18 protein-coding genes and 1 tRNA gene are annotated in these 17,765 nt (G+C 59.3%); 11 read left to right on the forward strand and 8 right to left on the reverse strand.

What is annotated here, in order from left to right; translation table 11 throughout:
• Nucleotides 1-15 precede the first annotated feature (15 nt).
• The 4 genes from pheT (at nt 16) to AB4O11_RS18920 (ending at nt 3,202) form a co-directional block, all read left to right on the forward strand.
• Entirely contained in the window at nt 16-2,394 is a 2,379-nt protein-coding gene (gene pheT / locus AB4O11_RS18905; RefSeq protein ID WP_099758549.1) for a phenylalanine--tRNA ligase subunit beta, read from the forward strand.
• A gap of 3 nt (nt 2,395-2,397) precedes the next feature.
• Complete coding sequence (gene ihfA / locus AB4O11_RS18910) at nt 2,398-2,700, forward strand: integration host factor subunit alpha (protein ID WP_002553164.1); 303 nt, start codon at nt 2,398-2,400, stop codon at nt 2,698-2,700.
• On the forward strand, nt 2,681-3,037 hold the full coding sequence (locus tag AB4O11_RS18915) for a MerR family transcriptional regulator (protein ID WP_003179985.1): 357 nt from the start codon (nt 2,681-2,683) through the stop codon (nt 3,035-3,037). The genes ihfA and AB4O11_RS18915 overlap by 20 nt, the downstream gene beginning before the upstream one ends.
• A gap of 88 nt (nt 3,038-3,125) precedes the next feature.
• A tRNA-Pro gene (locus AB4O11_RS18920) sits at nt 3,126-3,202 on the forward strand.
• Nucleotides 3,203-3,288: 86 nt separating this feature from the next.
• On the opposite strand, the gene AB4O11_RS18925 is transcribed toward AB4O11_RS18920, so the two are convergent.
• The 3 genes from AB4O11_RS18925 to rtcR all read right to left on the reverse strand — a co-directional run bounded on the left by AB4O11_RS18925 (nt 3,289) and on the right by rtcR (nt 5,722).
• The gene (locus tag AB4O11_RS18925; RefSeq protein WP_093439384.1) at nt 3,289-3,648 is read right to left on the reverse strand and encodes a hypothetical protein; all 360 of its coding nucleotides are present in this window, start codon (nt 3,646-3,648) and stop codon (nt 3,289-3,291) included.
• A gap of 84 nt (nt 3,649-3,732) precedes the next feature.
• Nucleotides 3,733-4,002, reverse strand: a complete 270-nt coding sequence (locus tag AB4O11_RS18930) for a hypothetical protein (RefSeq protein ID WP_460131115.1) — start codon at nt 4,000-4,002, stop codon at nt 3,733-3,735.
• Between the two features lie 121 nt (nt 4,003-4,123).
• The gene (gene rtcR, locus AB4O11_RS18935) at nt 4,124-5,722 is read right to left on the reverse strand and encodes an RNA repair transcriptional activator RtcR (protein WP_460127846.1); all 1,599 of its coding nucleotides are present in this window, start codon (nt 5,720-5,722) and stop codon (nt 4,124-4,126) included.
• Between the two features lie 246 nt (nt 5,723-5,968).
• Between rtcR and AB4O11_RS18940 the strand changes: the two genes are divergently transcribed.
• From AB4O11_RS18940 to AB4O11_RS18955, 4 genes are all read left to right on the forward strand, one after another.
• A complete protein-coding gene (locus AB4O11_RS18940; RefSeq protein ID WP_460127848.1) occupies nt 5,969-7,195 on the forward strand; it encodes an RtcB family protein in 1,227 nt (408 codons plus the stop codon).
• 14 nt (nt 7,196-7,209) lie between these two features.
• Nucleotides 7,210-7,998 (forward strand): nucleotidyltransferase domain-containing protein, encoded by a 789-nt coding sequence (locus tag AB4O11_RS18945; protein WP_186624919.1) that lies wholly within the window; start codon nt 7,210-7,212, stop codon nt 7,996-7,998.
• An 8-nt stretch (nt 7,999-8,006) separates the two neighbouring features.
• Nucleotides 8,007-9,032: an RNA 3'-terminal phosphate cyclase gene (rtcA, locus tag AB4O11_RS18950; RefSeq protein ID WP_460127850.1), complete on the forward strand. Its 1,026-nt coding sequence runs from the start codon at nt 8,007-8,009 to the stop codon at nt 9,030-9,032.
• A gap of 151 nt (nt 9,033-9,183) precedes the next feature.
• A complete protein-coding gene (locus tag AB4O11_RS18955) occupies nt 9,184-9,513 on the forward strand; it encodes a hypothetical protein (protein ID WP_093439361.1) in 330 nt (109 codons plus the stop codon).
• A 57-nt stretch (nt 9,514-9,570) separates the two neighbouring features.
• Here the strand turns inward: AB4O11_RS18955 and AB4O11_RS18960 are convergent, their stop codons facing one another.
• A complete protein-coding gene (locus AB4O11_RS18960; protein WP_460127853.1) occupies nt 9,571-9,984 on the reverse strand; it encodes a VOC family protein in 414 nt (137 codons plus the stop codon).
• Between the two features lie 222 nt (nt 9,985-10,206).
• Here AB4O11_RS18960 and AB4O11_RS18965 point away from each other — a divergent pair, with 222 nt between their 5' ends.
• Nucleotides 10,207-12,018 carry an ABC transporter ATP-binding protein gene (locus AB4O11_RS18965; RefSeq protein WP_460127855.1) on the forward strand — a complete coding sequence of 604 codons (1,812 nt, stop codon included), beginning with the start codon at nt 10,207-10,209 and terminating at the stop codon, nt 12,016-12,018.
• On the opposite strand, the gene AB4O11_RS18970 is transcribed toward AB4O11_RS18965, so the two are convergent.
• From AB4O11_RS18970 to AB4O11_RS18980, 3 genes are all read right to left on the reverse strand, one after another.
• Nucleotides 12,015-12,959, reverse strand: a complete 945-nt coding sequence (locus tag AB4O11_RS18970; RefSeq protein ID WP_460127857.1) for an alpha/beta hydrolase — start codon at nt 12,957-12,959, stop codon at nt 12,015-12,017. The genes AB4O11_RS18965 and AB4O11_RS18970 overlap by 4 nt on opposite strands.
• 112 nt (nt 12,960-13,071) lie before the next feature.
• Nucleotides 13,072-14,070, reverse strand: a complete 999-nt coding sequence (locus tag AB4O11_RS18975; protein ID WP_093439347.1) for an NAD(P)H-quinone oxidoreductase — start codon at nt 14,068-14,070, stop codon at nt 13,072-13,074.
• Nucleotides 14,071-14,131: 61 nt separating this feature from the next.
• Nucleotides 14,132-15,331 carry a YbfB/YjiJ family MFS transporter gene (locus AB4O11_RS18980; protein WP_460127859.1) on the reverse strand — a complete coding sequence of 400 codons (1,200 nt, stop codon included), beginning with the start codon at nt 15,329-15,331 and terminating at the stop codon, nt 14,132-14,134.
• 111 nt (nt 15,332-15,442) lie between these two features.
• On the opposite strand from AB4O11_RS18980, the gene AB4O11_RS18985 reads away from it, so the two are divergent.
• Together AB4O11_RS18985 and AB4O11_RS18990 are read left to right on the forward strand one after the other, a co-directional pair.
• A complete protein-coding gene (locus AB4O11_RS18985; protein ID WP_460127861.1) occupies nt 15,443-16,318 on the forward strand; it encodes a LysR family transcriptional regulator in 876 nt (291 codons plus the stop codon).
• A 249-nt stretch (nt 16,319-16,567) separates the two neighbouring features.
• Entirely contained in the window at nt 16,568-16,963 is a 396-nt protein-coding gene (locus AB4O11_RS18990) for a hypothetical protein (RefSeq protein ID WP_093439504.1), read from the forward strand.
• 49 nt (nt 16,964-17,012) lie between these two features.
• Here the strand turns inward: AB4O11_RS18990 and AB4O11_RS18995 are convergent, their stop codons facing one another.
• The gene (locus AB4O11_RS18995; protein WP_093439338.1) at nt 17,013-17,735 is read right to left on the reverse strand and encodes a pirin family protein; all 723 of its coding nucleotides are present in this window, start codon (nt 17,733-17,735) and stop codon (nt 17,013-17,015) included.
• Nucleotides 17,736-17,765 lie beyond the last annotated feature (30 nt).

Raw genomic sequence — 17,765 nt, forward strand, 5'->3', positions numbered from 1 at the left:
TCTTAGGAGAGCAGGATGAAATTCAGTGAACAATGGCTGCGTGGCTGGGTTAGCCCGCAGGTAAATCGCGACGAGCTGGTTGCTCGTCTGTCGATGGCGGGCCTTGAGGTCGATAGCGTGACCCCGGCCGCCGGTGTTTTCAGTGGTGTGGTGGTGGGTGAGGTGCTGAGCACCGAGCAACACCCTGATGCCGACAAGCTGCGTGTGTGCCAGGTCAGCAATGGCGCGGAAACTTTCCAGGTCGTGTGCGGTGCGCCAAACGTGCGTCCGGGCCTGAAGATTCCGTTCGCCATGATCGGCGCTGAGCTGCCGGGCGACTTCAAGATCAAGAAGGCCAAGCTGCGCGGCGTCGAGTCGAACGGCATGCTGTGCTCACAAGCCGAGCTGCAGATCGGTGAAGGCAACGACGGTCTGATGGAACTGCCGGTCGATGCACCGGTGGGCGAAGACTTCCGTGTGTACCTGGATCTGGAAGACGCCAGCATCGAGGTCGACCTGACCCCGAACCGTGGCGACTGCCTGTCCCTGGCCGGTCTGGCCCGTGAAGTCGGCGCACTGTATGCCGCGCCGGTCACCCGTCCGGTGGTCATGGCCATTCCTGCCGCGCACGACGAAGTGCGTTCGGTAGAAGTGCTGGCCCCAGCCGCGTGCCCGCGTTACCTGGGCCGCGTTATCCGTAACGTTGACCTGTCCAAGCCAACGCCGCTGTGGATGGTGGAACGTCTGCGTCGCGCCGACGTGCGCAGCATCGACGCTGCTGTCGACATCACCAACTACGTGATGCTCGAGCTGGGTCAGCCGCTGCACGCCTTCGATCTCGCCGAAATCAACGGCGGCATCCGTGTACGCATGGCGGAAGAGGGCGAGAAGCTCGTTCTGCTCGACGGTCAGGAAGTCAGCCTGCGTAGCGATACGCTGGTCATCGCCGACCACACCCGCGCGCTGGCGATTGCCGGTGTGATGGGCGGCGAACACAGCGGCGTCTCTGCGACGACTCGCGACGTATTCCTGGAGAGTGCGTTCTTCGACCAGATCGCTGTTGCTGGCAAGGCTCGCTCCTACGGCCTGCACACCGATGCTTCGCACCGCTATGAGCGTGGCGTTGACTGGCAACTGGCCCGGGAAGCCATGGAGCGCGCCACTGGCTTGCTGCTGGACATCACTGGCGGCGAAGCCGGCCCGATCATCGAGACCGTCAGCGAGCAACATCTGCCGTCGATCGCACCGATCACTCTGCGTTCCCAGCGCATCACCCAGATGCTGGGTATGGAAATGGATTCCGCCCAGGTCGAGCGTTTGCTCGGCGGCCTGGGTCTAGGTATTACTGCCGATGGCGAAGGCCAGTGGCGCGTAGAAGTGCCAAGCCATCGCTTCGACATCAGTCTGGAAGTCGATCTGATCGAAGAACTGGCGCGTCTGTACGGCTACAACCGTCTGCCGGTTCGTTACCCGCAAGCGCGTCTGGCGCCACAAGCCAAAGCTGAAGCGCGTAGCGATCTGCCGGAACTGCGCCGCCTGCTGGTAGCGCGTGGTTATCAGGAAGCGATCACTTACAGCTTCATCGATCCGCGTCAGTTCGAACTGTTCAGTCCGGGCGTCGAGCCGCTGTTGCTGGCCAATCCGATCTCTAATGACATGGCAGCCATGCGCTCGTCGCTGTGGCCGGGTCTGGTCAAGGCGCTGCAGCACAACCTCAACCGTCAGCAAGATCGCGTGCGTCTGTTCGAAAGCGGTCTGCGTTTCGTTGGTCAGCTCGAAGGCCTGAAGCAAGAGCCGATGCTGTCCGGCGTGGTTTGCGGTAGCCGCCTGCCGGAAGGTTGGGCGCAAGGTCGCGACACGGTTGATTTCTTCGACGTCAAGGCTGATGTGGAAGCGGTGCTCGGCTTCGCCGGTGCACTGGATTCGTTCACCTTCGCTCCGGGCAAACACCCTGCGTTGCACCCGGGTCAAACCGCGCGCATCGAGCGCGAAGGGCGTGAAGTCGGTTTCATCGGCGCCATTCACCCGGAATTGTCGAAAGCCTTGGGTCTGGACCGTCCGGTCTTCGTTTTCGAGCTGGTTCTGGCTGAAGTGGCACTCGGTAAAATGCCGAAATTCCACGAGTTGTCGCGCTTTCCTGAAGTGCGTCGTGACCTTGCACTGATTGCGCACAAAGACGTCGCGTCCGCGGCCGTACTGGACGTAATCCGTGAAAATGCAGGCGAATGGCTCACGGATCTCAGGCTGTTTGACGTGTATCAGGGTAAAGGCATTGATCCTGATAGAAAAAGCCTTGCAGTTGGCTTGACCTGGCAGCATCCATCGCGCACTCTTAATGACGATGAGGTGAATTCGACGACGCAAAATATCCTCACCTCGCTCGAACAAAGGTTGAACGCCACGTTAAGGAAGTGACGTATGGGGGCTTTGACGAAAGCTGAGATGGCGGAACGTCTGTATGAAGAGCTGGGCCTGAACAAGCGGGAAGCCAAGGAATTGGTAGAACTGTTTTTCGAGGAAATCAGGCACGCTCTTGAAGACAACGAGCAGGTCAAATTGTCCGGTTTCGGCAATTTCGACCTTCGGGACAAACGCCAGCGGCCTGGCCGCAACCCGAAAACGGGGGAAGAAATCCCGATCACGGCTCGCCGTGTGGTCACCTTTCGTCCAGGGCAGAAGTTGAAGGCCCGAGTTGAGGCTTATGCTGGAACCAAGTCATAACGACGAACTACCCGTCATCCCGGGCAAACGCTACTTCACCATCGGTGAAGTCAGCGAGCTGTGTGCCGTAAAGCCACACGTGCTGCGCTATTGGGAGCAGGAGTTTCCTCAACTCAACCCCGTCAAACGCCGCGGAAACCGCCGGTATTATCAGCGCCAGGACGTGCTGATGATCCGGCAGATCCGCGCGCTCCTTTACGATCAGGGTTTCACCATCGGCGGCGCACGCTTGCGCCTGTCCGGCGATGAAGCCAAAGACGACACGACCCAATACAAGCAGATGATTCGGCAGATGATTGCCGAATTGGAAGATGTGCTGGTGGTTCTCAAGAAATAAAAAGCAGCGTTTGAATACTTCCAGTTTTCAAACGCTTGCGCTATATTCTTGAGCGTTCTTCGAGGTGAAGAACAGTTGCAAAACCAGTCGGGGCGTAGCGCAGTCCGGTAGCGCACTAGCATGGGGTGCTAGGGGTCGAGTGTTCGAATCACTCCGTCCCGACCATATAATTCAATGACTTAGCCCAATCTGAAAAGATTGGGCTTTTTCATGCGCAGTGATTTTTGCTCTCTATAGAAGAGCATTTCCCGTCAGCTTCTTTCACTCGCCGTTTTCTGCGCCGAATCGATGCAAAGCGAATAAAAAGTTTGCTGAAAGTCAGCCACCACCTTCTCCTGCTTCCTCGCGTCCGACTCCCTAGGCATGTCGTAGGCCTGCCCGATCAAGGCTTTGTACAAACTACCCACATACTCGCTCTCCTTTCCTGCGTTGTCGGCCAGTTCCAGGACGGAGGAGAGGGGCACGCCTCCTTGCCTGGCTTTCATGATGGCTTTGGCCGAATTTTCGACTCGCTGGCACTCTTCCAGATATTCGCTGGGCAAGGGTGCGCTGTGTGCTGCAAAGCTGAAAGTGAGCAGTATTGCCGTTGTCGCCAGAAACCGATTGAACATGGCACGCCATCCCTGAATGTTGGCCGGGAACGTTAGCATTCATGGCTCGGCGCTACCATCTGTTCATCGGCCAAAAGCAGAGGTTCACTGGCTGGGTTTTTTAACATCTGCGGAATCGCTCGAGGTGTTGGCATCCTTCTGTGTTTCGTGTGCTTCGGCACCGGAATTTGATCCTGATGCTTCCTCGCCTTTCTTGTCGGCTTTGTCTTCTTTTGACTCGGATCCGCCTTGGTTTACGCCGGGAATCGCAGTGGCTGGAACTGAGGAGCCGCCTGTTTTTTCAGCCGCAAGGGAAAGCAGTGGGCACAGTGAAAGCAGGCTTGCCAATCCGATAGCAATCATTCGCTTGTTCATGAGGTTGTCTTCCAGGTCGGGGATGTACTGCATTGGAAGAACTCACAGGGCGAAGGTGCGGTACATCAGACCAGCGGCATCAGGTCAAGTAAGGTGGCCAGGCGTTATACGTCTAAGAGATCTACGGCGCCAACTGGCTCCATTCAATCCCGAACCGGGCCAGGTACTTGCGCAAGCGGTCCGCATCATTAGGCTGCGCCTTGGCCTGGCGCGAGATGCCAAACAAGCGGCGACCGGCATCTGACAGGCTGTCTGCTTGCCGGCAGACCTCGAGCACTGCCCGCAACTGCAAGCGGTCAAACAGATCCATGCTCTCTTCATTCCCTGGCAAATCTTCTGAGTTGCTTCCCGCTTGGGTCAGGCCCCAGGCATAACGCAACCGCTCAATCTCTTCCTGCACCTGCGCCTCATCAATTCTCCCGCTATCCGCCAATGTCGCCATGCGCGTGATCGACGCAGACAGTTCGCGGAAATTGCCCAGCCACGCCGCTTCGCTAGAGCTGGCGAAGGCCAGATAGCGGCGGCGTGCTTCAAGGTTGAAGCGCACCAATTGCCCATGCTCACGGGCATGGCGCTGCAACTCGAAATCAATATTCGGCTCGATATCCTCGCGGCGGCCGGCGAGGCCGGGAAGGTCGAACGTCCAGAGGTTGATGCGTGCGTACAAGTCTTCGCGAAACAGGCCTTCAGCGACCCGGCTGCGCAGGTCGCGATGGGTGCCGGCGATGATCAGGAAGTCGCTCTCCACCTCCTTGTCAGAACCCAGTGGAAAGAAGCGTTTCTCTTCAATCGCTTTGAGTAGCATCGCCTGCTCGTCGGCGCCCAGTTCGCCGATTTCATCGAGGAACAGCATGCCGCCATCGGCCGCGCGCAGCAGGCCGTCGCGGGCGTTCTGTGCGCCGGTGAAGGCGCCTTTGCTGTGGCCGAACAAGGTCGACATCGCGCCGTCGCCACGCAGGGTGGCGCAGTTGACTTCAACAAAGCGCCCCTGCATCTGATGGCGGTTGCGTTTGAGTTCGTAGATGCGTCGAGCCAGAAAGGATTTGCCGGCACCGGTCGGGCCGATCAGCAACATGGGGGCTTTCGAGCGTACCGCAACGCGTTCGATCTGCTCGATGGAACGGTTGAACGCGGCATTGCGTGTGGCGATGCCGGACTTCAGAAATGCCAGCCCTTCCAGGCGTTTATTGGCGAAGCGTGAGGCGATGCGATCGTATCGCGACAGGTCTAGGTCGATCAGGGCATGGGTGCCGCAGGCGTGCTCATCTTCGCTCTTGCGCTTGGCGGGGGAGGTCTGGATCAGGCGAGCGGGCAAGTAGCGCGCCTCGGTCAACAGAAACCAGCAGATCTGCGCGACGTGGGTGCCGGTGGTGATGTGGACGAGGTAGTCCTCGTGTTCGGTGTCGAACGCGTAGGCAGTGGTGAAATCGTGCAGCGCGCCGTAGACCTCTTCAAAATCCCACGGATTGCGCAACGCTATCGAGTGCAGGCGCACTTCGGTTTCCGGTGACACCTGCTGAATGTCGGCGCGCACCCGCTCGGCGAGACTGACGTCGCGGGCGTCGATGCCGTGAATCAGCTCAAGCCGATTGATCAGCACATCCGCCTGCTGGCAGAGACCCACGCTCGGGCGCCAATGGCTCCAGCGATTGGCGCCTTTACCCACGCGATCAAGGGTGGCTCCGATAAAACCGATGGCGACGGTACGTCTATTTTGCATGCTTATCTCTAAAGATAAAAAACGATATCTAATGATAATTTTTCTACGCAGGGTTTGTCGTCAATTCAAACACTCAAAAAGTCGATGGATAATAAAGGTCATTTAAAACAGAGAGTTATGAAGTTTTTTCAGGGGGATTGAAAACCTGGCACGGCCGCTGCTATGTCTATCGCAACGAACAGCAAAACCCAGCGAGACGCCATGATGGCCAACTCAAATTTCTTTAATACGCAGTCGAATAAAGACATGAAAGATCACACTTACCAATTGCTCGAAGTCGCCAACGGCAAACCGATCAAACTCTGGACCGAAGGCGTTCCGGTGGAAAACGAGGCCCGCGAGCAGTTGATGAACACCGCAAAAATGCCGTTCATCTTCAAACATCTGGCGGTCATGCCGGATGTGCACTTGGGCAAGGGCTCGACCATCGGCAGCGTGATCCCGACAGTCGGCGCGATCATTCCGGCAGCGGTCGGCGTCGACATCGGCTGCGGCATGATTGCCGCGCGCACGTCACTGACTGCTGCCGATCTGCCGGACAACCTGCACGGGCTGCGCAGCGCTATCGAGCAAGCGGTGCCACATGGCCGCAGTTCGACCCGTTCGCGGTGCGACAAGGGCGCCTGGGATGAGATCCCGCAGCAAGCCGATCAGGCCTGGGCGGGGCTGCAGCCACGGTTCAAATTGATCACTGACAAGTACCCGAAACTGGCCAACACCAACAACCGCGGGCACCTCGGTACGCTCGGCAGCGGCAACCACTTCATCGAAGTGTGCCTGGATGAAGCCAACCGGGTCTGGTTCATGTTGCACAGCGGCTCGCGTGGCGTCGGCAATGCCATCGGCAACCTGTTCATCCAGATGGCTCAGGCGGATATGCGACAGCACATCGCCAACCTGCCGGATCGTGATCTGGCCTACTTCGAAGAGGGCAGTCAGCACTTTGATGATTACGTGGAAGCGGTGGGTTGGGCGCAGGACTTCGCCAAACAGAACCGCGAGCTGATGATGCGCGCGGTGATTCAAGCGACACGGCAGATTATCCGCAAGCCGTTCGAAGTGGCGCTGGAAGCGGTCAACTGCCACCACAACTACGTGCAGAAAGAGCGGCATTTCGGCGAAGAGGTACTGGTCACGCGCAAAGGTGCGGTGTCGGCGAAGAAGGGCGAGTTGGGGATTATTCCAGGCTCGATGGGCGCCAAGAGTTTCATTGTCCGTGGCCTGGGTAACGAAGAATCCTTCAGTTCCTGCAGTCACGGCGCCGGCCGCACCATGAGTCGGACCAAGGCCAAGAATACGTTCACTGTCGAGGATCAGATTCGCGCCACGGCCCATGTGGAGTGCCGCAAGGACGAGGCGGTGATCGACGAGATTCCGATGGCCTACAAGGACATCGACAAAGTCATGCACGCCCAGCGTGAGCTGGTGGAAGTGCTGCACACCTTGCGTCAGGTGGTGTGCGTCAAAGGATAAAAGGAAAGCAAGTCATGGAACTGGAAGAACGTCACCCGCTGTGCACCACCATGCGCGCGCGGGTTCTGGAAGAGCTGGCGCGGATAGAACGCGAGCGCAATGTCACGGTGCTGTACGCCTGTGAATCCGGCAGTCGGGCCTGGGGTTTTGCCTCGACCGACAGCGATTACGACGTGCGGTTTGTCTACGTGGAGAAGCCCGAGTGGTTCGTTCAGGTCGATGCGCCGCGTGATGTGATCGAGCGTCCGCTGGACGATGAACTCGACGTCAGTGGTTGGGAGCTGCGCAAGACCCTCGGGTTATTGCGCAAATCCAATCCGACCTTGCTGGAGTGGCTCGACTCGCCGCTGGTTTATCGCAGTGAAACCGCGCAGGTGGCACAGCTGCGCGAACTCGCCGAAGCGTTCTACAGCCCGCCAGCAGCGCGCAATCACTATCTGTCGATGGCAAAGAAGAACTTTCGCGGTTACCTGCAAGGTGAAACCGTGCGTTTCAAAAAGTACTTCTACGTGCTGCGACCATTATTGGCCGTGCGCTGGATCGATCAGGGACGAGGCCGGCCACCGATGACGTTTGCCGACCTCCTGACCACCGTCGACGACCGCGCGTTGCTCGATGAAGTCGACGAATTGCTCGCCCTTAAACGCAATGCCGATGAGAGCGCCTATGGGCCGCGTCGACCGGCGTTGCACGGGTTCATCGCGGCCGAACTCGAGCGCGAAGTGCCCACATTACTCAGAACTCAGGAAGACTCGCGACGGCTGGATCAGTACCTCCGGGATACCGTCGGGCTGTACGCGTAAGGAATGCCATGAAACAGGAAGTGATAGAACTGGACGGTGCCATCGGTGGCGGCCAGGTGTTGCGCAGCGCCTTGAGCCTGTCAATGGTGACGGGCAGGGCGTTTCGCATTAAACAGATTCGTGCCAGGCGCAGCCGTCCGGGACTGCTGCGCCAACACTTGACGGCGGTGATGGCGGCGGCCGAGGTGTGTGGTGCTACGGTTGGCGGTGCACATTTGGGTTCGCAAGCCTTGAGCTTCGAACCCGACGCGATTCGCGCTGGCGACTTTCAATTCGCCATCGGCACGGCCGGCAGTTGCACACTGGTGTTACAGACCTTGTTGCCGGCACTGTTAAGGGCACCGCAGGCGAGTCGGCTGCGGATTTCCGGTGGCACGCATAACCCGCTGGCGCCGCCGGCCGATTTTCTCACGCGCAGTTGGCTGCCGCTGCTGCGCCGCATGGGTGCCAACGTTGAGCTGGACTTGTTGCGCCATGGTTTTGCCCCGGCCGGCGGTGGCGAGATTGAGGTGAATGTGCAACCGGCGAACCTGACGCGACTCGATCTGTGTGACCGTGGCGAAGCGATTTCACCAAGCGCGTGGGCTCTGACCGCCGGGCTTGGACCTACGGTCGCCCAACGTGAGCTGAGCCGAGTGGCCAAGCGCTTGAATCTTCCGGCTACGGCGCTGCACTCTGTGACACTTGATCCAGCCCGCGGGCCAGGTAACGTGTTGCTGCTGGAGTACGCTTTCGAACACGTCACCGAGGTGTTCAGCGCGTTCGGCCAAGTGTCATTGCGCGCAGAGAAGGTTGCCGATGCTGCGATCAGTCAGGCTGCCGACTGGTTGCGCAGTGGCGCTGCGGTCGCTGAGCACCTCGCCGATCAGTTGCTGTTGCCAATGGCGCTGGCCGGTGGTGGCTCGTTCACCACGCCGCGAATGACCGAGCATTTGCACAGCAATATCGCGGTGATCGAGCTGTTCTTGCCGGTTCGTATTGATTGTCGCGAGGAGGGTGCCGATCGACTGCGTGTTGAGGTCATTGGCAGTTGATTGGTCATGAACAGGGCGACAGGATTTCATCGGGAAATCCTGTCGCCTTTTTTTGGCCCGCAAAAAACTCTGAAAAGGCGGCAAATTGCTGGCCCCCGGGCGTTCGCTTCCCCGGCAAAATCGCCTTTTTTCAAAAGGTTAGGTGGGCTCTATGCGGACGATTGTTATCACCGTTGCAACGCTTTCCCTGGCTGTCTTCGCCACAGGCGTGCAGGCGAAAGAGTTAAGCAAAAGCCATCGCTTTGCCTGCACCTGGGGTTCGGATATCGCTGCCGGTGCTCAGCAATCGAAGCTGTCAGGCGTCTCGCTGTATGGCGCGCGCAAACAATTGCAGGTGCGACGATTCCAGCAACCGTGGATGCGTATGACCGCGATGGGAATCACCGAGCAAACCTACAACAGCACGTCGAAACTCAAGCCTGCAGCTGTCAAGCAGACCTATTACGAACAATGTGTACGCCACGAATTGGCCCAGCGCTGAAGCAAAAAGCCCAACCTGAACCGGTTGGGCTTTTTCATGGCTGACGAAATGTCAGGGTTACTTTTCGCTCTCGCAATTGACCATCCACGACACGCCAAAACGATCGACCAGCATGCCGAAACGCGCCGCCCAGAACGTCGCTTCCAGTGGCATATCGACGCGACCGTCCTTGGCCAGCGCGTTGAACACGCGCTCGGCTTCGGCGATGCTGTCGACGTTCAGCGAAATCGAACAGCCACTCATGCCCTGAGTCGGGCGATCGGGTGTGGTGTCCGAGGCCATGATCATTTGATCACCCACTTTCAGGCAGGTGTGGATGATCAGGTTGTGGTGTTCTTCGGGCACATGTTCGGCGGCGGGCGTTTCGCCGAAAGTCATCATCGCCTCAAGCTTTCCTTGCAAGGCTTGCTCGTAAAAGTTGAAGGCCGCGCGGCAATCTCCGTTGAAGATCAGGTAGGGATTGATTCTCATGTCTCTGCTCCCGGCAGTCAGGCGCGGAGCGGGCGTGGGGTCGCCGAATTCCGCGTAGGGCGGTTAAACCATAGCAGAGCGTTGGACGCCGGAAAGGGCAGAGTCTTCCAGATGTTTTTGTTCTGAAAAGCACGTCGACGATAACGCGGTCGTTGTTTGAAGTTCAGTCGTAGCGCTGGAGTACCATGACGCACAATCATCACCTGCAGAGTCCAATGCCCCATGCCTGATCTATCGCGCTTCACCTCTTTGTTCGATCAGGCGCAGCGAGCCTTGCGCCTGGTCTGGGGGACATCGCGTGGCTTGTTTCTGGGGCTGGTGCTGGCAACGTTGGTTGCCGGTTTGCTGCCGGCGCTGGCGGCATGGTTGGGCCAGCGGATTGTCGATGCGGTGGTGGCAGCGATGCAGTTGCACGCGCAGCACGGCAGTGCGCCGCTGTGGCCCGTGTTGCGTTACGTGTTGTTGGAGGCCGGTGTATTGGCGCTGTTGTCCGGCACGCAACGGGCACTGTCGGTGCAGCAATCGCTGTTGCGGGTGCAACTGGGGCAGAAGGTCAATACGCTGATTTTGCAGAAAGCGCAGACCCTGTCACTGGTGCAGTTCGAAAACTCCGAGTTCTACGACAAATTGGTGCGTGTCCGTCGCGAGGCTTCGACCCGGCCACTGGCGCTGGTCATGAAGTCGTTGGGTTTGATTCAAAACCTGATCATGCTGATCAGCTTCGGGGTGCTGCTGGTGCATTTTTCCCCTTGGGCGCTGGCGTTGCTGGTGGTCGGTGCGTTACCGGTGTTTTTTGCCGAAGCGCATTTTTCCGGTGACGCCTTTCGTTTGTTTACTCGCCGTGCGCCGGAGAGTCGGCAGCAGAATTACATCGAAACCCTGCTGTCCCACGAAACCTATATTAAAGAGGTCAAGCTGTTCGGCTTCGCGCCGCTGTTACTGCAACGCTACCGCGACACGTTCGCCAGGCTGTATGCCGAAGACCGCCGTTTGACGTTGCGGCGCGATGGCTGGGGTTTCGGCCTCGGCCTGCTTGATACCGCGGCCTTCTATGCGGCCTATGCCTGGGTGGTCATCGATGCCGTACATGGCCAGATCAGCCTTGGTCAGATGACCATGTATCTGGTGCTGTTCAAGCAAGGCCAAAGCGCTGTGAGCAGCAGTCTGAGTGCGATCAGTGGCCTGTACGAAGACGGTCTCTACCTGACCAGTCTGTATGAATACCTGGCCGAACCGGTTCAGGTCGATAGCGGTCACCTGACGGTCGGCGTCTGCCCGGGCGATGGTTTGCGTTTCGAGAACGTCGGTTTCCGTTATCCGGGTGCCAGTCGGCCAGCGCTGGAAAACATTGACCTGCAACTGGTGCCAGGCCAGAGCATGGCGCTGGTCGGCGAGAACGGTTCAGGCAAGACCACGCTGATCAAGTTGCTGACCCGGCTCTACCGCCCCGATCAAGGGCGCATTCTGCTCGACGGCAGCGATTTGCAGGATTGGCAGGAGACCGCGTTACGTCGGCGCATTGGGGTGATTTTTCAGGACTACATCCGCTACCAGTTCAGCGTCGGAGAAAACATTGGCGTCGGCGATACCCTGGCGTTCAACGACGCGCAACGCTGGCAGGAGGCCGCGGCCCAAGGCATGGCGGCCCCCTTCATCGAAGGGCTCGACAAGGGTTATGCCACGCAGTTGGGACGCTGGTTTGCCGGTGGCCAGGAATTGTCTGGCGGGCAGTGGCAGAAGATTGCCTTGTCCCGCGCGTATATGCGCCGTGATGCCGATATTCTGATCCTCGATGAGCCAACGTCCGCCCTTGACCCGGCGGCCGAGGCGGCGGTGTTCGAGCATTTCAGCCAGCACAGCGAAGGTCGCATGACGTTGCTGATTTCCCATCGGTTTTCCAGCGTGCGCAATGCCGACCACATCATCGTGCTGCAACAAGGCCGGATTCTGGAGCAGGGCGGCCACGATCAATTGATCGCCGCCGCTGGGCATTACGCGGAACTGTTCGATTTGCAGGCTCGCGGCTACCGTTAAGTGTCCCGCCCGTTGCGCACGGTGGCAGGTCCGGCCACCCGGGGGGCCGGTTTGCTCTGCATCAGGCGGTCGAGCGCCTTACGGTAATTCTGCCCGCCGAGCGCCATGCTGTTGTTATGCGTCGCGCCCGGCACCAACAGCAGGCGCTTGGGTTGTTGCGCGGCGTTGAACAGTTGCTCGCTGAAGCGCGGCGGCACGAAAGCGTCAGCTAAACCGTGGACCACCAGCAGCGGCATGTGGATATCCGCGATCTTGTCGATCGAGTCGAATTTCTGCGACAGCAGCCAGCGCACCGGCAGCGAAGTGTTGGCCACCGACGCGGCAACATCCGCCAGCGTGGTGAAGGTGGACTCGATCACCAGTCCGCGAACCGGCAATGCAGAATGATCGCGAGCGGCGGCCTGGCCGAGTTCCGCGGCCAGATCGATGGCCACGGCGCCACCGAGGGAGTGGCCATAGATCAGGCGTTTGGCCGGGTCCGGTTGCAGTAGTTTGAAGCGTTCCCACGCCACCCGCGCATCTTCGTAAACGCTGCTTTCCGACGGCAGATCACCATGGCTCTTGCCGAATCCTCGGTAGTCGATGGCCAGCACGGAATAGCCCGCAGCGCGCAGTTGCTCGATGCGGAACAACTGCCCGGTGAGGTTCCAGCGCACGCCATGCAGATAGAGAATGGCCGGCGCATTGGCTTTTTCCGCCGGCCACCACCAGGCATGAATGTTTTCCCCGGCCTTGAAGCTTTTCGGTTGCAGGTCGAGTTCCTGCACGCTGCCGGGCAAGCCGCGATACCAACCGGCGGTGCCCGGTTCGATGCGAAACAGCAGTTTGCGTTCGGTGTGTTCGAGCACGGCACAACTGGTCGGCACGCCGATAATCAGCGCGGCCATGCAGGCAAACGCCAAACGGCGGCGTCGCAGACGCGTCATGAAGGACAGGAACATTAAACGTTTCACCCAGGCGCAGACAAAGAAGGCTTTTTACCAGATGCCTCGGTCTGCGCGTGAGTTTTTCGACCACTGCCCCGGCGCAACAATTACCAAATGCTGCAAAGACTCACACGACCTGCAGAACGATCTTGCCGATATGGTCGCCAGCCTCCATGTGCGCGTGAGCCTGAGCGGCGTCGGCGAGCGGGTAGACCTTGTCGATCATCGGCAGGCAGCGCCCGGCAGCCAGCGCCGGCCATACGTGCTCGCGCAGTTGATCGGCAATCGCAGCTTTTTCAGCAGCGGTACGGGCGCGCAACAGGGAACCGGTGATCACCGCACGTTTGGCCATCATTGCCAGCAAGTCAAAGTCATTGGCCCGTGCGCCGCCGAGGAAACCGAGCATGACCAGTCGGCCATCCATCGCCAGGGCGCTGACGTTATCGTTGAGGTACGAGCCGCCCATGATGTCGAGGATCACATTGACGCCTTGGCCTGCGGTTTTCTCGGCGATGACTGCCGCGAAATCCTCATCGCGATAATTGATCGCTGCGCCACCGAGATCGCGAATCGCTGCGCATTTGTCCGGGCTGCCGGCGGTGGCAAACGCTTCAATACCGAATTCGCGGCACAGCATCAGTGCGGTTGTGCCGATGCCGCTGGTGCCACCGTGAATCAGTGCGCGCTGACCACGACTGGCGCCACCGAGGCCGAACAGGTTGGCCCACACGGTAAAGAAGGTTTCCGGGATTGCGGCGGCGTGCACCCAGTCCAGACCGTGTGGAATCGGCAGGGTCTGGCCGGCGGGGACGGCGCAGTATTCGGCATAACCGCCGCCGTTGGTCAGCGCGCAGACGTTGTCGCCCACGGCGAACTGACTGACACCGGCTCCGAGTGCCACGATTTCGCCGGCGACCTCAAGCCCGGGAATTGGGTTCATGCCGGGTTTCATCGGGTATTTGCCGGCACGCTGCAAGGCGTCCGGCCGGTTGATCCCGGCGGCGTGTACGCGGATCAGCACCTCGCCTTCTGCGACGGCTGGAAGCGCCACGCGTTTGGGTTGCAAGACGTCGGGGCCACCGGGTTCGCTGATTTCGATTCGGGTCATTTCGTTGGGCAGGGACATATCGATTCCTGTTGGCATAAGTTCTGTAGATGGGAGCGTGCTGTGCAAGCAATGATTCCCTTCAATTTGCACAGCAGCGCGACTCAGTAGGGGCGGGCAGCCATTTCATGGCTTGCTCCAGCAGCAGCGCCACGACGATTGCGCCAGCGGCAATGACGAACAACAGCGCGTGATGACCGCCGCTGGCATTGAACAGCGCTGAATAGGCAAATCCGGCCAGCGCCTGAAAGGTGGCGAATGACACCGTGGCACGGCTCCAGGCGATCTGCTGGCGATGATGTTCCGGCACCAGCTCATGCACTCGCGCCAGAGCCAGCGGCACAATGCCGGGCGGAAATGAACCGAGAATCACCGCCAGCAACGCCAGCGCCAGAAACGAGTGAGTCATTGCCAGCAACCCAAGGGCAATCGCCTGCACCACCAGCACCAGGCGAATGCCGGAACGTGCGCCAAGCTTATCGGCAAGAAAGCCATAACTCACCGGGCCGACAATTGCGCCCAAACCGTACATCACCCAGATCAGCGCGCCGATATGCGCCCCGGCACCGAGTCCACGCGCCACGTAATCCACCAGAAACACCATGGCCGGCACCAGGCCGGCGGCCATGAAGGCGTATTGGGCGAACAGCAAATACACACCGCGCGGTGTCGGTTCAACGGGCGCCTTTTCCTGCGCAGCCTGTGGGTGCGGGAAATCGGACGGCCAGCCGAACCAGCTCAGCGCCGTCAGCAACAAAGCCAAAGCCCCCAGGCCCAGCCATGTCGCTTGCAAACCGAGGCTCAACAGCGGCGGCACCAGCGTCCCGGAACCGGCAATGCCAAGACCGATGCCGAGAAAGATCGCGCCACTGGCCAGCCCTTTACGCGCCGGCGGAACATGCGGCAGAACTGTCGCGGCTACCAGCACCATGATCGCACCGCCGGCAATCCCCGACAGCAGTCGCCAGCCGAAGAACCAGCTCACCGACAACGGAAACGCGCAGGCAAAAAATGCCGCCGTGACCACCAGCATCATCAATCGCAAGGCATTTTTATTGCCGAGCTGGCGCGCTGTCGGCCGGCCGAGCAGAGCTCCGATCAGGTAGCCCACCAGATTGGCCGCACCGAGGTAGACCACATCGTTGGCGCTGAACCACTGCGCCTCAATCAGCGAAGGGATCAATGGGGTGTAAGCGAAACGCGCCAGCCCGATGCTGACCAGGCTGGCGCAGAGGCCGGCGAAAATCGGCAGCCAGATACCGGTGGAGGTTGAAGTGCGCATGATAGCGATCTCGCGGAAGGTTTATGGCGTTCAGCATATCGGCTATTGTTGCTGCGTTAATGCAGCGATTTAGCGTTGCTGCGATGCGAATTTGCATCACTTGGAGGCAGCATGAATTGGGATGACGCACGGGTATTTCTGGCCGTTTGCCGCGAGTCGACGCTACGTGGCGCTGCACGGGTTTTGGGGGTGGATCAGGCCACTGTCGGGCGACGGATCACGGCGCTGGAAAAGTCCCTGAGCGCTACGTTGTTCCTGCGCACCTCCGACGGCTACGCGTTGACCGCTGTCGGTGAGGCGGCGCTCAGGATTGTGGAGAAAATGGAGCATTCGGCACTGGAGCTGGAGCGGCAGATTCAGGGCCTGGATGATCGCCTGACCGGCACGGTGCGCGTCAGTACCACGGATTCGCTGGCGATCGACTTTCTGATCCCGGCCATCGCCCGTTTGCACGAGCAGCACCCGGACGTACGAGTGCAACTGGACGCGTCCACGCAGATCCTCAGCCTGGCCAAGCGCGAGGCGGATATCGCGGTGCGCAACACCCGGCCGGACAATCCTGATCTGATCGCTCGGCGAATCGCCCGATGGCCGGTGGGCCTGTTCGCCTCTCAGGCCTATATAGACGCCAATGGCGTGCCGCAACCGGACACAGCGTTTGAGGGGCATGATCTGGTGGTCTATCAACCGTATCTGCAAAGCAAAAAGGACCTGACCCTGGTGTCGGAGCCGCTAAGTCGCGGTCGCATCGTCGCCAGCCTCAGTTCCAGTTTGCTCGTCCGCCGGTCAATTGCCGCAGGGTTGGGTGTAGGAGAAATCCCGGTGTACATGGGCGAGCGCGATGGCCTGATCAGGCTCTGGCCGGAGCGCACTCGACCATTGCCGTACGAAGTGTGGTTGGTGACCCACGCGGACTTGCGGCATACCGCGCGGGTGCGGGCGGTGATTGAGCAGATTGTCGACGTGTTCGCGTCGGAGAATGACTAGGCAGACGTTCTTTTGGCAGGGCTACAAGCTCTGACGAAACGGCCTACATCAGAGGCAGAATCTCCCGGCTTGTGAGGCGGTTGGATGGGGCCTATTGTTTCGTCATGTCGGTGAGGGGCGCAGGGCTCGCACTGATGTTGATACCAGGGACGGTATCGGTAAACCCAGGAAGGTGTCGAATTGAGAACCACGGAATTCAGTCAAAACCCAATCAGTGACCTTGCGAGCAAAGGTCGGAATACTCAAGCCATGAACGCTATCAGTCGTGAAGAATTCAATGCCAGGATCGAGACCATTGAGAGCAGGATGGACGCTCGGGTCGAAGGTGTGTCGGCGAGAATCGATGCTTATCTTTTGACTCAGGCGGAGAGGGACAAACGATACGATCTGATGTGGGACGGCGTACAACAAATCGCCGAAGACTCAAAAGAAGCCATCAAACATGCCTCGACAGTGAAGGCGCATTACTGGGCGACGACCGCCGTTCATTTTCTCGGAATGATCACCGTCGTCGTAGGGGCGCACTTTGCCAATCAAGCAGCGGTATTAACCACCTTGCAGACGACACTCGCCGCAATCCAGATCGGCAAGGATATAAGTGCACCAAGACCTGCTTCGCAACAAGCACCCGAATCACCACAATAGAAAACGGCCTTCAAAGAAGGCCGTTTTTCGTGAGCATTGAAACACCGCATCATGGCATTTCTGGCAACTCCTGCGGCCGCAAGTCGAACACCAGCACCTCGGCATCGACACCATTGCTCAAGGTCAGCAACTGTTCTTCGCGAACCCGTACGCCGTCACCTTCCTGCAAGGGCTGGCCATTGAGTTCAACACTGCCACGCGCCACATGCACGTAGGCATAACGGTTGGCTGGCAGCTCCAGCGTGGCAGTTTCTTTACCGTCGAACAGCCCGGCAAAGACCCGTGCGTCCTGACGCACTTTCAGCGAACCGCCGTTGCCGTCCGGCGAGATGATCAATTGCAGGCGACCGCGTTTTTTCTGTGCGCTGAAATGTTCCTGTTGATAACGCGGTTTGGCACCGCTGACTTCCGGCACGATCCAGATCTGCAGGAAATGCACCGGTTTGGTCGCCGAATGGTTGAACTCGCTGTGCGCTACGCCGCTACCAGCACTCATCAGTTGCACATCGCCTGGGCGGATCACCGAACCGGTGCCCAAGGTGTCTTTGTGTTCCAGTGCACCTTCCAGCACGTAGGAAAAGATCTCCATGTCGCGATGCGGGTGTTGGCCGAAGCCTTTGCCGGCAGCGACGCGGTCATCGTTAATCACCAGCAGATCGGAAAAACCCTGCTCACGCGGGTCACGGTAGCTGGCAAAGGAAAAGGTGTGAAAGGACTTCAACCAGCCATGATTGGCGAGGCCACGATCGGAGGCTTTGCGAAGGGTCAGCATGATGAAATCTCCTTGCGGGACGTGAATTCG

It is taken from the genome of Pseudomonas sp. H1_D05, from assembly GCF_054682705.1.

What these genes read in the sequence shown, in the direction of transcription:
- AB4O11_RS18970 (WP_460127857.1), bottom strand. Translation starts at nt 12,959, where the DNA reads ATGTTCCTGTCCTTCATGACGCGTCTGCGACGCCGCCGTTTGGCGTTT.
- rtcA (WP_460127850.1), top strand. Translation starts at nt 8,007, where the DNA reads ATGAAACAGGAAGTGATAGAACTGGACGGTGCCATCGGTGGCGGCCAG.
- AB4O11_RS18990 (WP_093439504.1), top strand. Translation starts at nt 16,568, where the DNA reads ATGAACGCTATCAGTCGTGAAGAATTCAATGCCAGGATCGAGACCATT.
- rtcR (WP_460127846.1), bottom strand. Translation starts at nt 5,722, where the DNA reads ATGCAAAATAGACGTACCGTCGCCATCGGTTTTATCGGAGCCACCCTT.
- AB4O11_RS18955 (WP_093439361.1), top strand. Translation starts at nt 9,184, where the DNA reads ATGCGGACGATTGTTATCACCGTTGCAACGCTTTCCCTGGCTGTCTTC.
- AB4O11_RS18995 (WP_093439338.1), bottom strand. Translation starts at nt 17,735, where the DNA reads ATGCTGACCCTTCGCAAAGCCTCCGATCGTGGCCTCGCCAATCATGGC.
- AB4O11_RS18960 (WP_460127853.1), bottom strand. Translation starts at nt 9,984, where the DNA reads ATGAGAATCAATCCCTACCTGATCTTCAACGGAGATTGCCGCGCGGCC.
- pheT (WP_099758549.1), top strand. Translation starts at nt 16, where the DNA reads ATGAAATTCAGTGAACAATGGCTGCGTGGCTGGGTTAGCCCGCAGGTA.
- AB4O11_RS18930 (WP_460131115.1), bottom strand. Translation starts at nt 4,002, where the DNA reads ATGAACAAGCGAATGATTGCTATCGGATTGGCAAGCCTGCTTTCACTG.
- AB4O11_RS18975 (WP_093439347.1), bottom strand. Translation starts at nt 14,070, where the DNA reads ATGTCCCTGCCCAACGAAATGACCCGAATCGAAATCAGCGAACCCGGT.
- AB4O11_RS18915 (WP_003179985.1), top strand. Translation starts at nt 2,681, where the DNA reads ATGCTGGAACCAAGTCATAACGACGAACTACCCGTCATCCCGGGCAAA.
- AB4O11_RS18940 (WP_460127848.1), top strand. Translation starts at nt 5,969, where the DNA reads ATGAAAGATCACACTTACCAATTGCTCGAAGTCGCCAACGGCAAACCG.
- AB4O11_RS18965 (WP_460127855.1), top strand. Translation starts at nt 10,207, where the DNA reads ATGCCTGATCTATCGCGCTTCACCTCTTTGTTCGATCAGGCGCAGCGA.
- AB4O11_RS18945 (WP_186624919.1), top strand. Translation starts at nt 7,210, where the DNA reads ATGGAACTGGAAGAACGTCACCCGCTGTGCACCACCATGCGCGCGCGG.
- ihfA (WP_002553164.1), top strand. Translation starts at nt 2,398, where the DNA reads ATGGGGGCTTTGACGAAAGCTGAGATGGCGGAACGTCTGTATGAAGAG.
- AB4O11_RS18925 (WP_093439384.1), bottom strand. Translation starts at nt 3,648, where the DNA reads ATGTTCAATCGGTTTCTGGCGACAACGGCAATACTGCTCACTTTCAGC.
- AB4O11_RS18980 (WP_460127859.1), bottom strand. Translation starts at nt 15,331, where the DNA reads ATGCGCACTTCAACCTCCACCGGTATCTGGCTGCCGATTTTCGCCGGC.
- AB4O11_RS18985 (WP_460127861.1), top strand. Translation starts at nt 15,443, where the DNA reads ATGAATTGGGATGACGCACGGGTATTTCTGGCCGTTTGCCGCGAGTCG.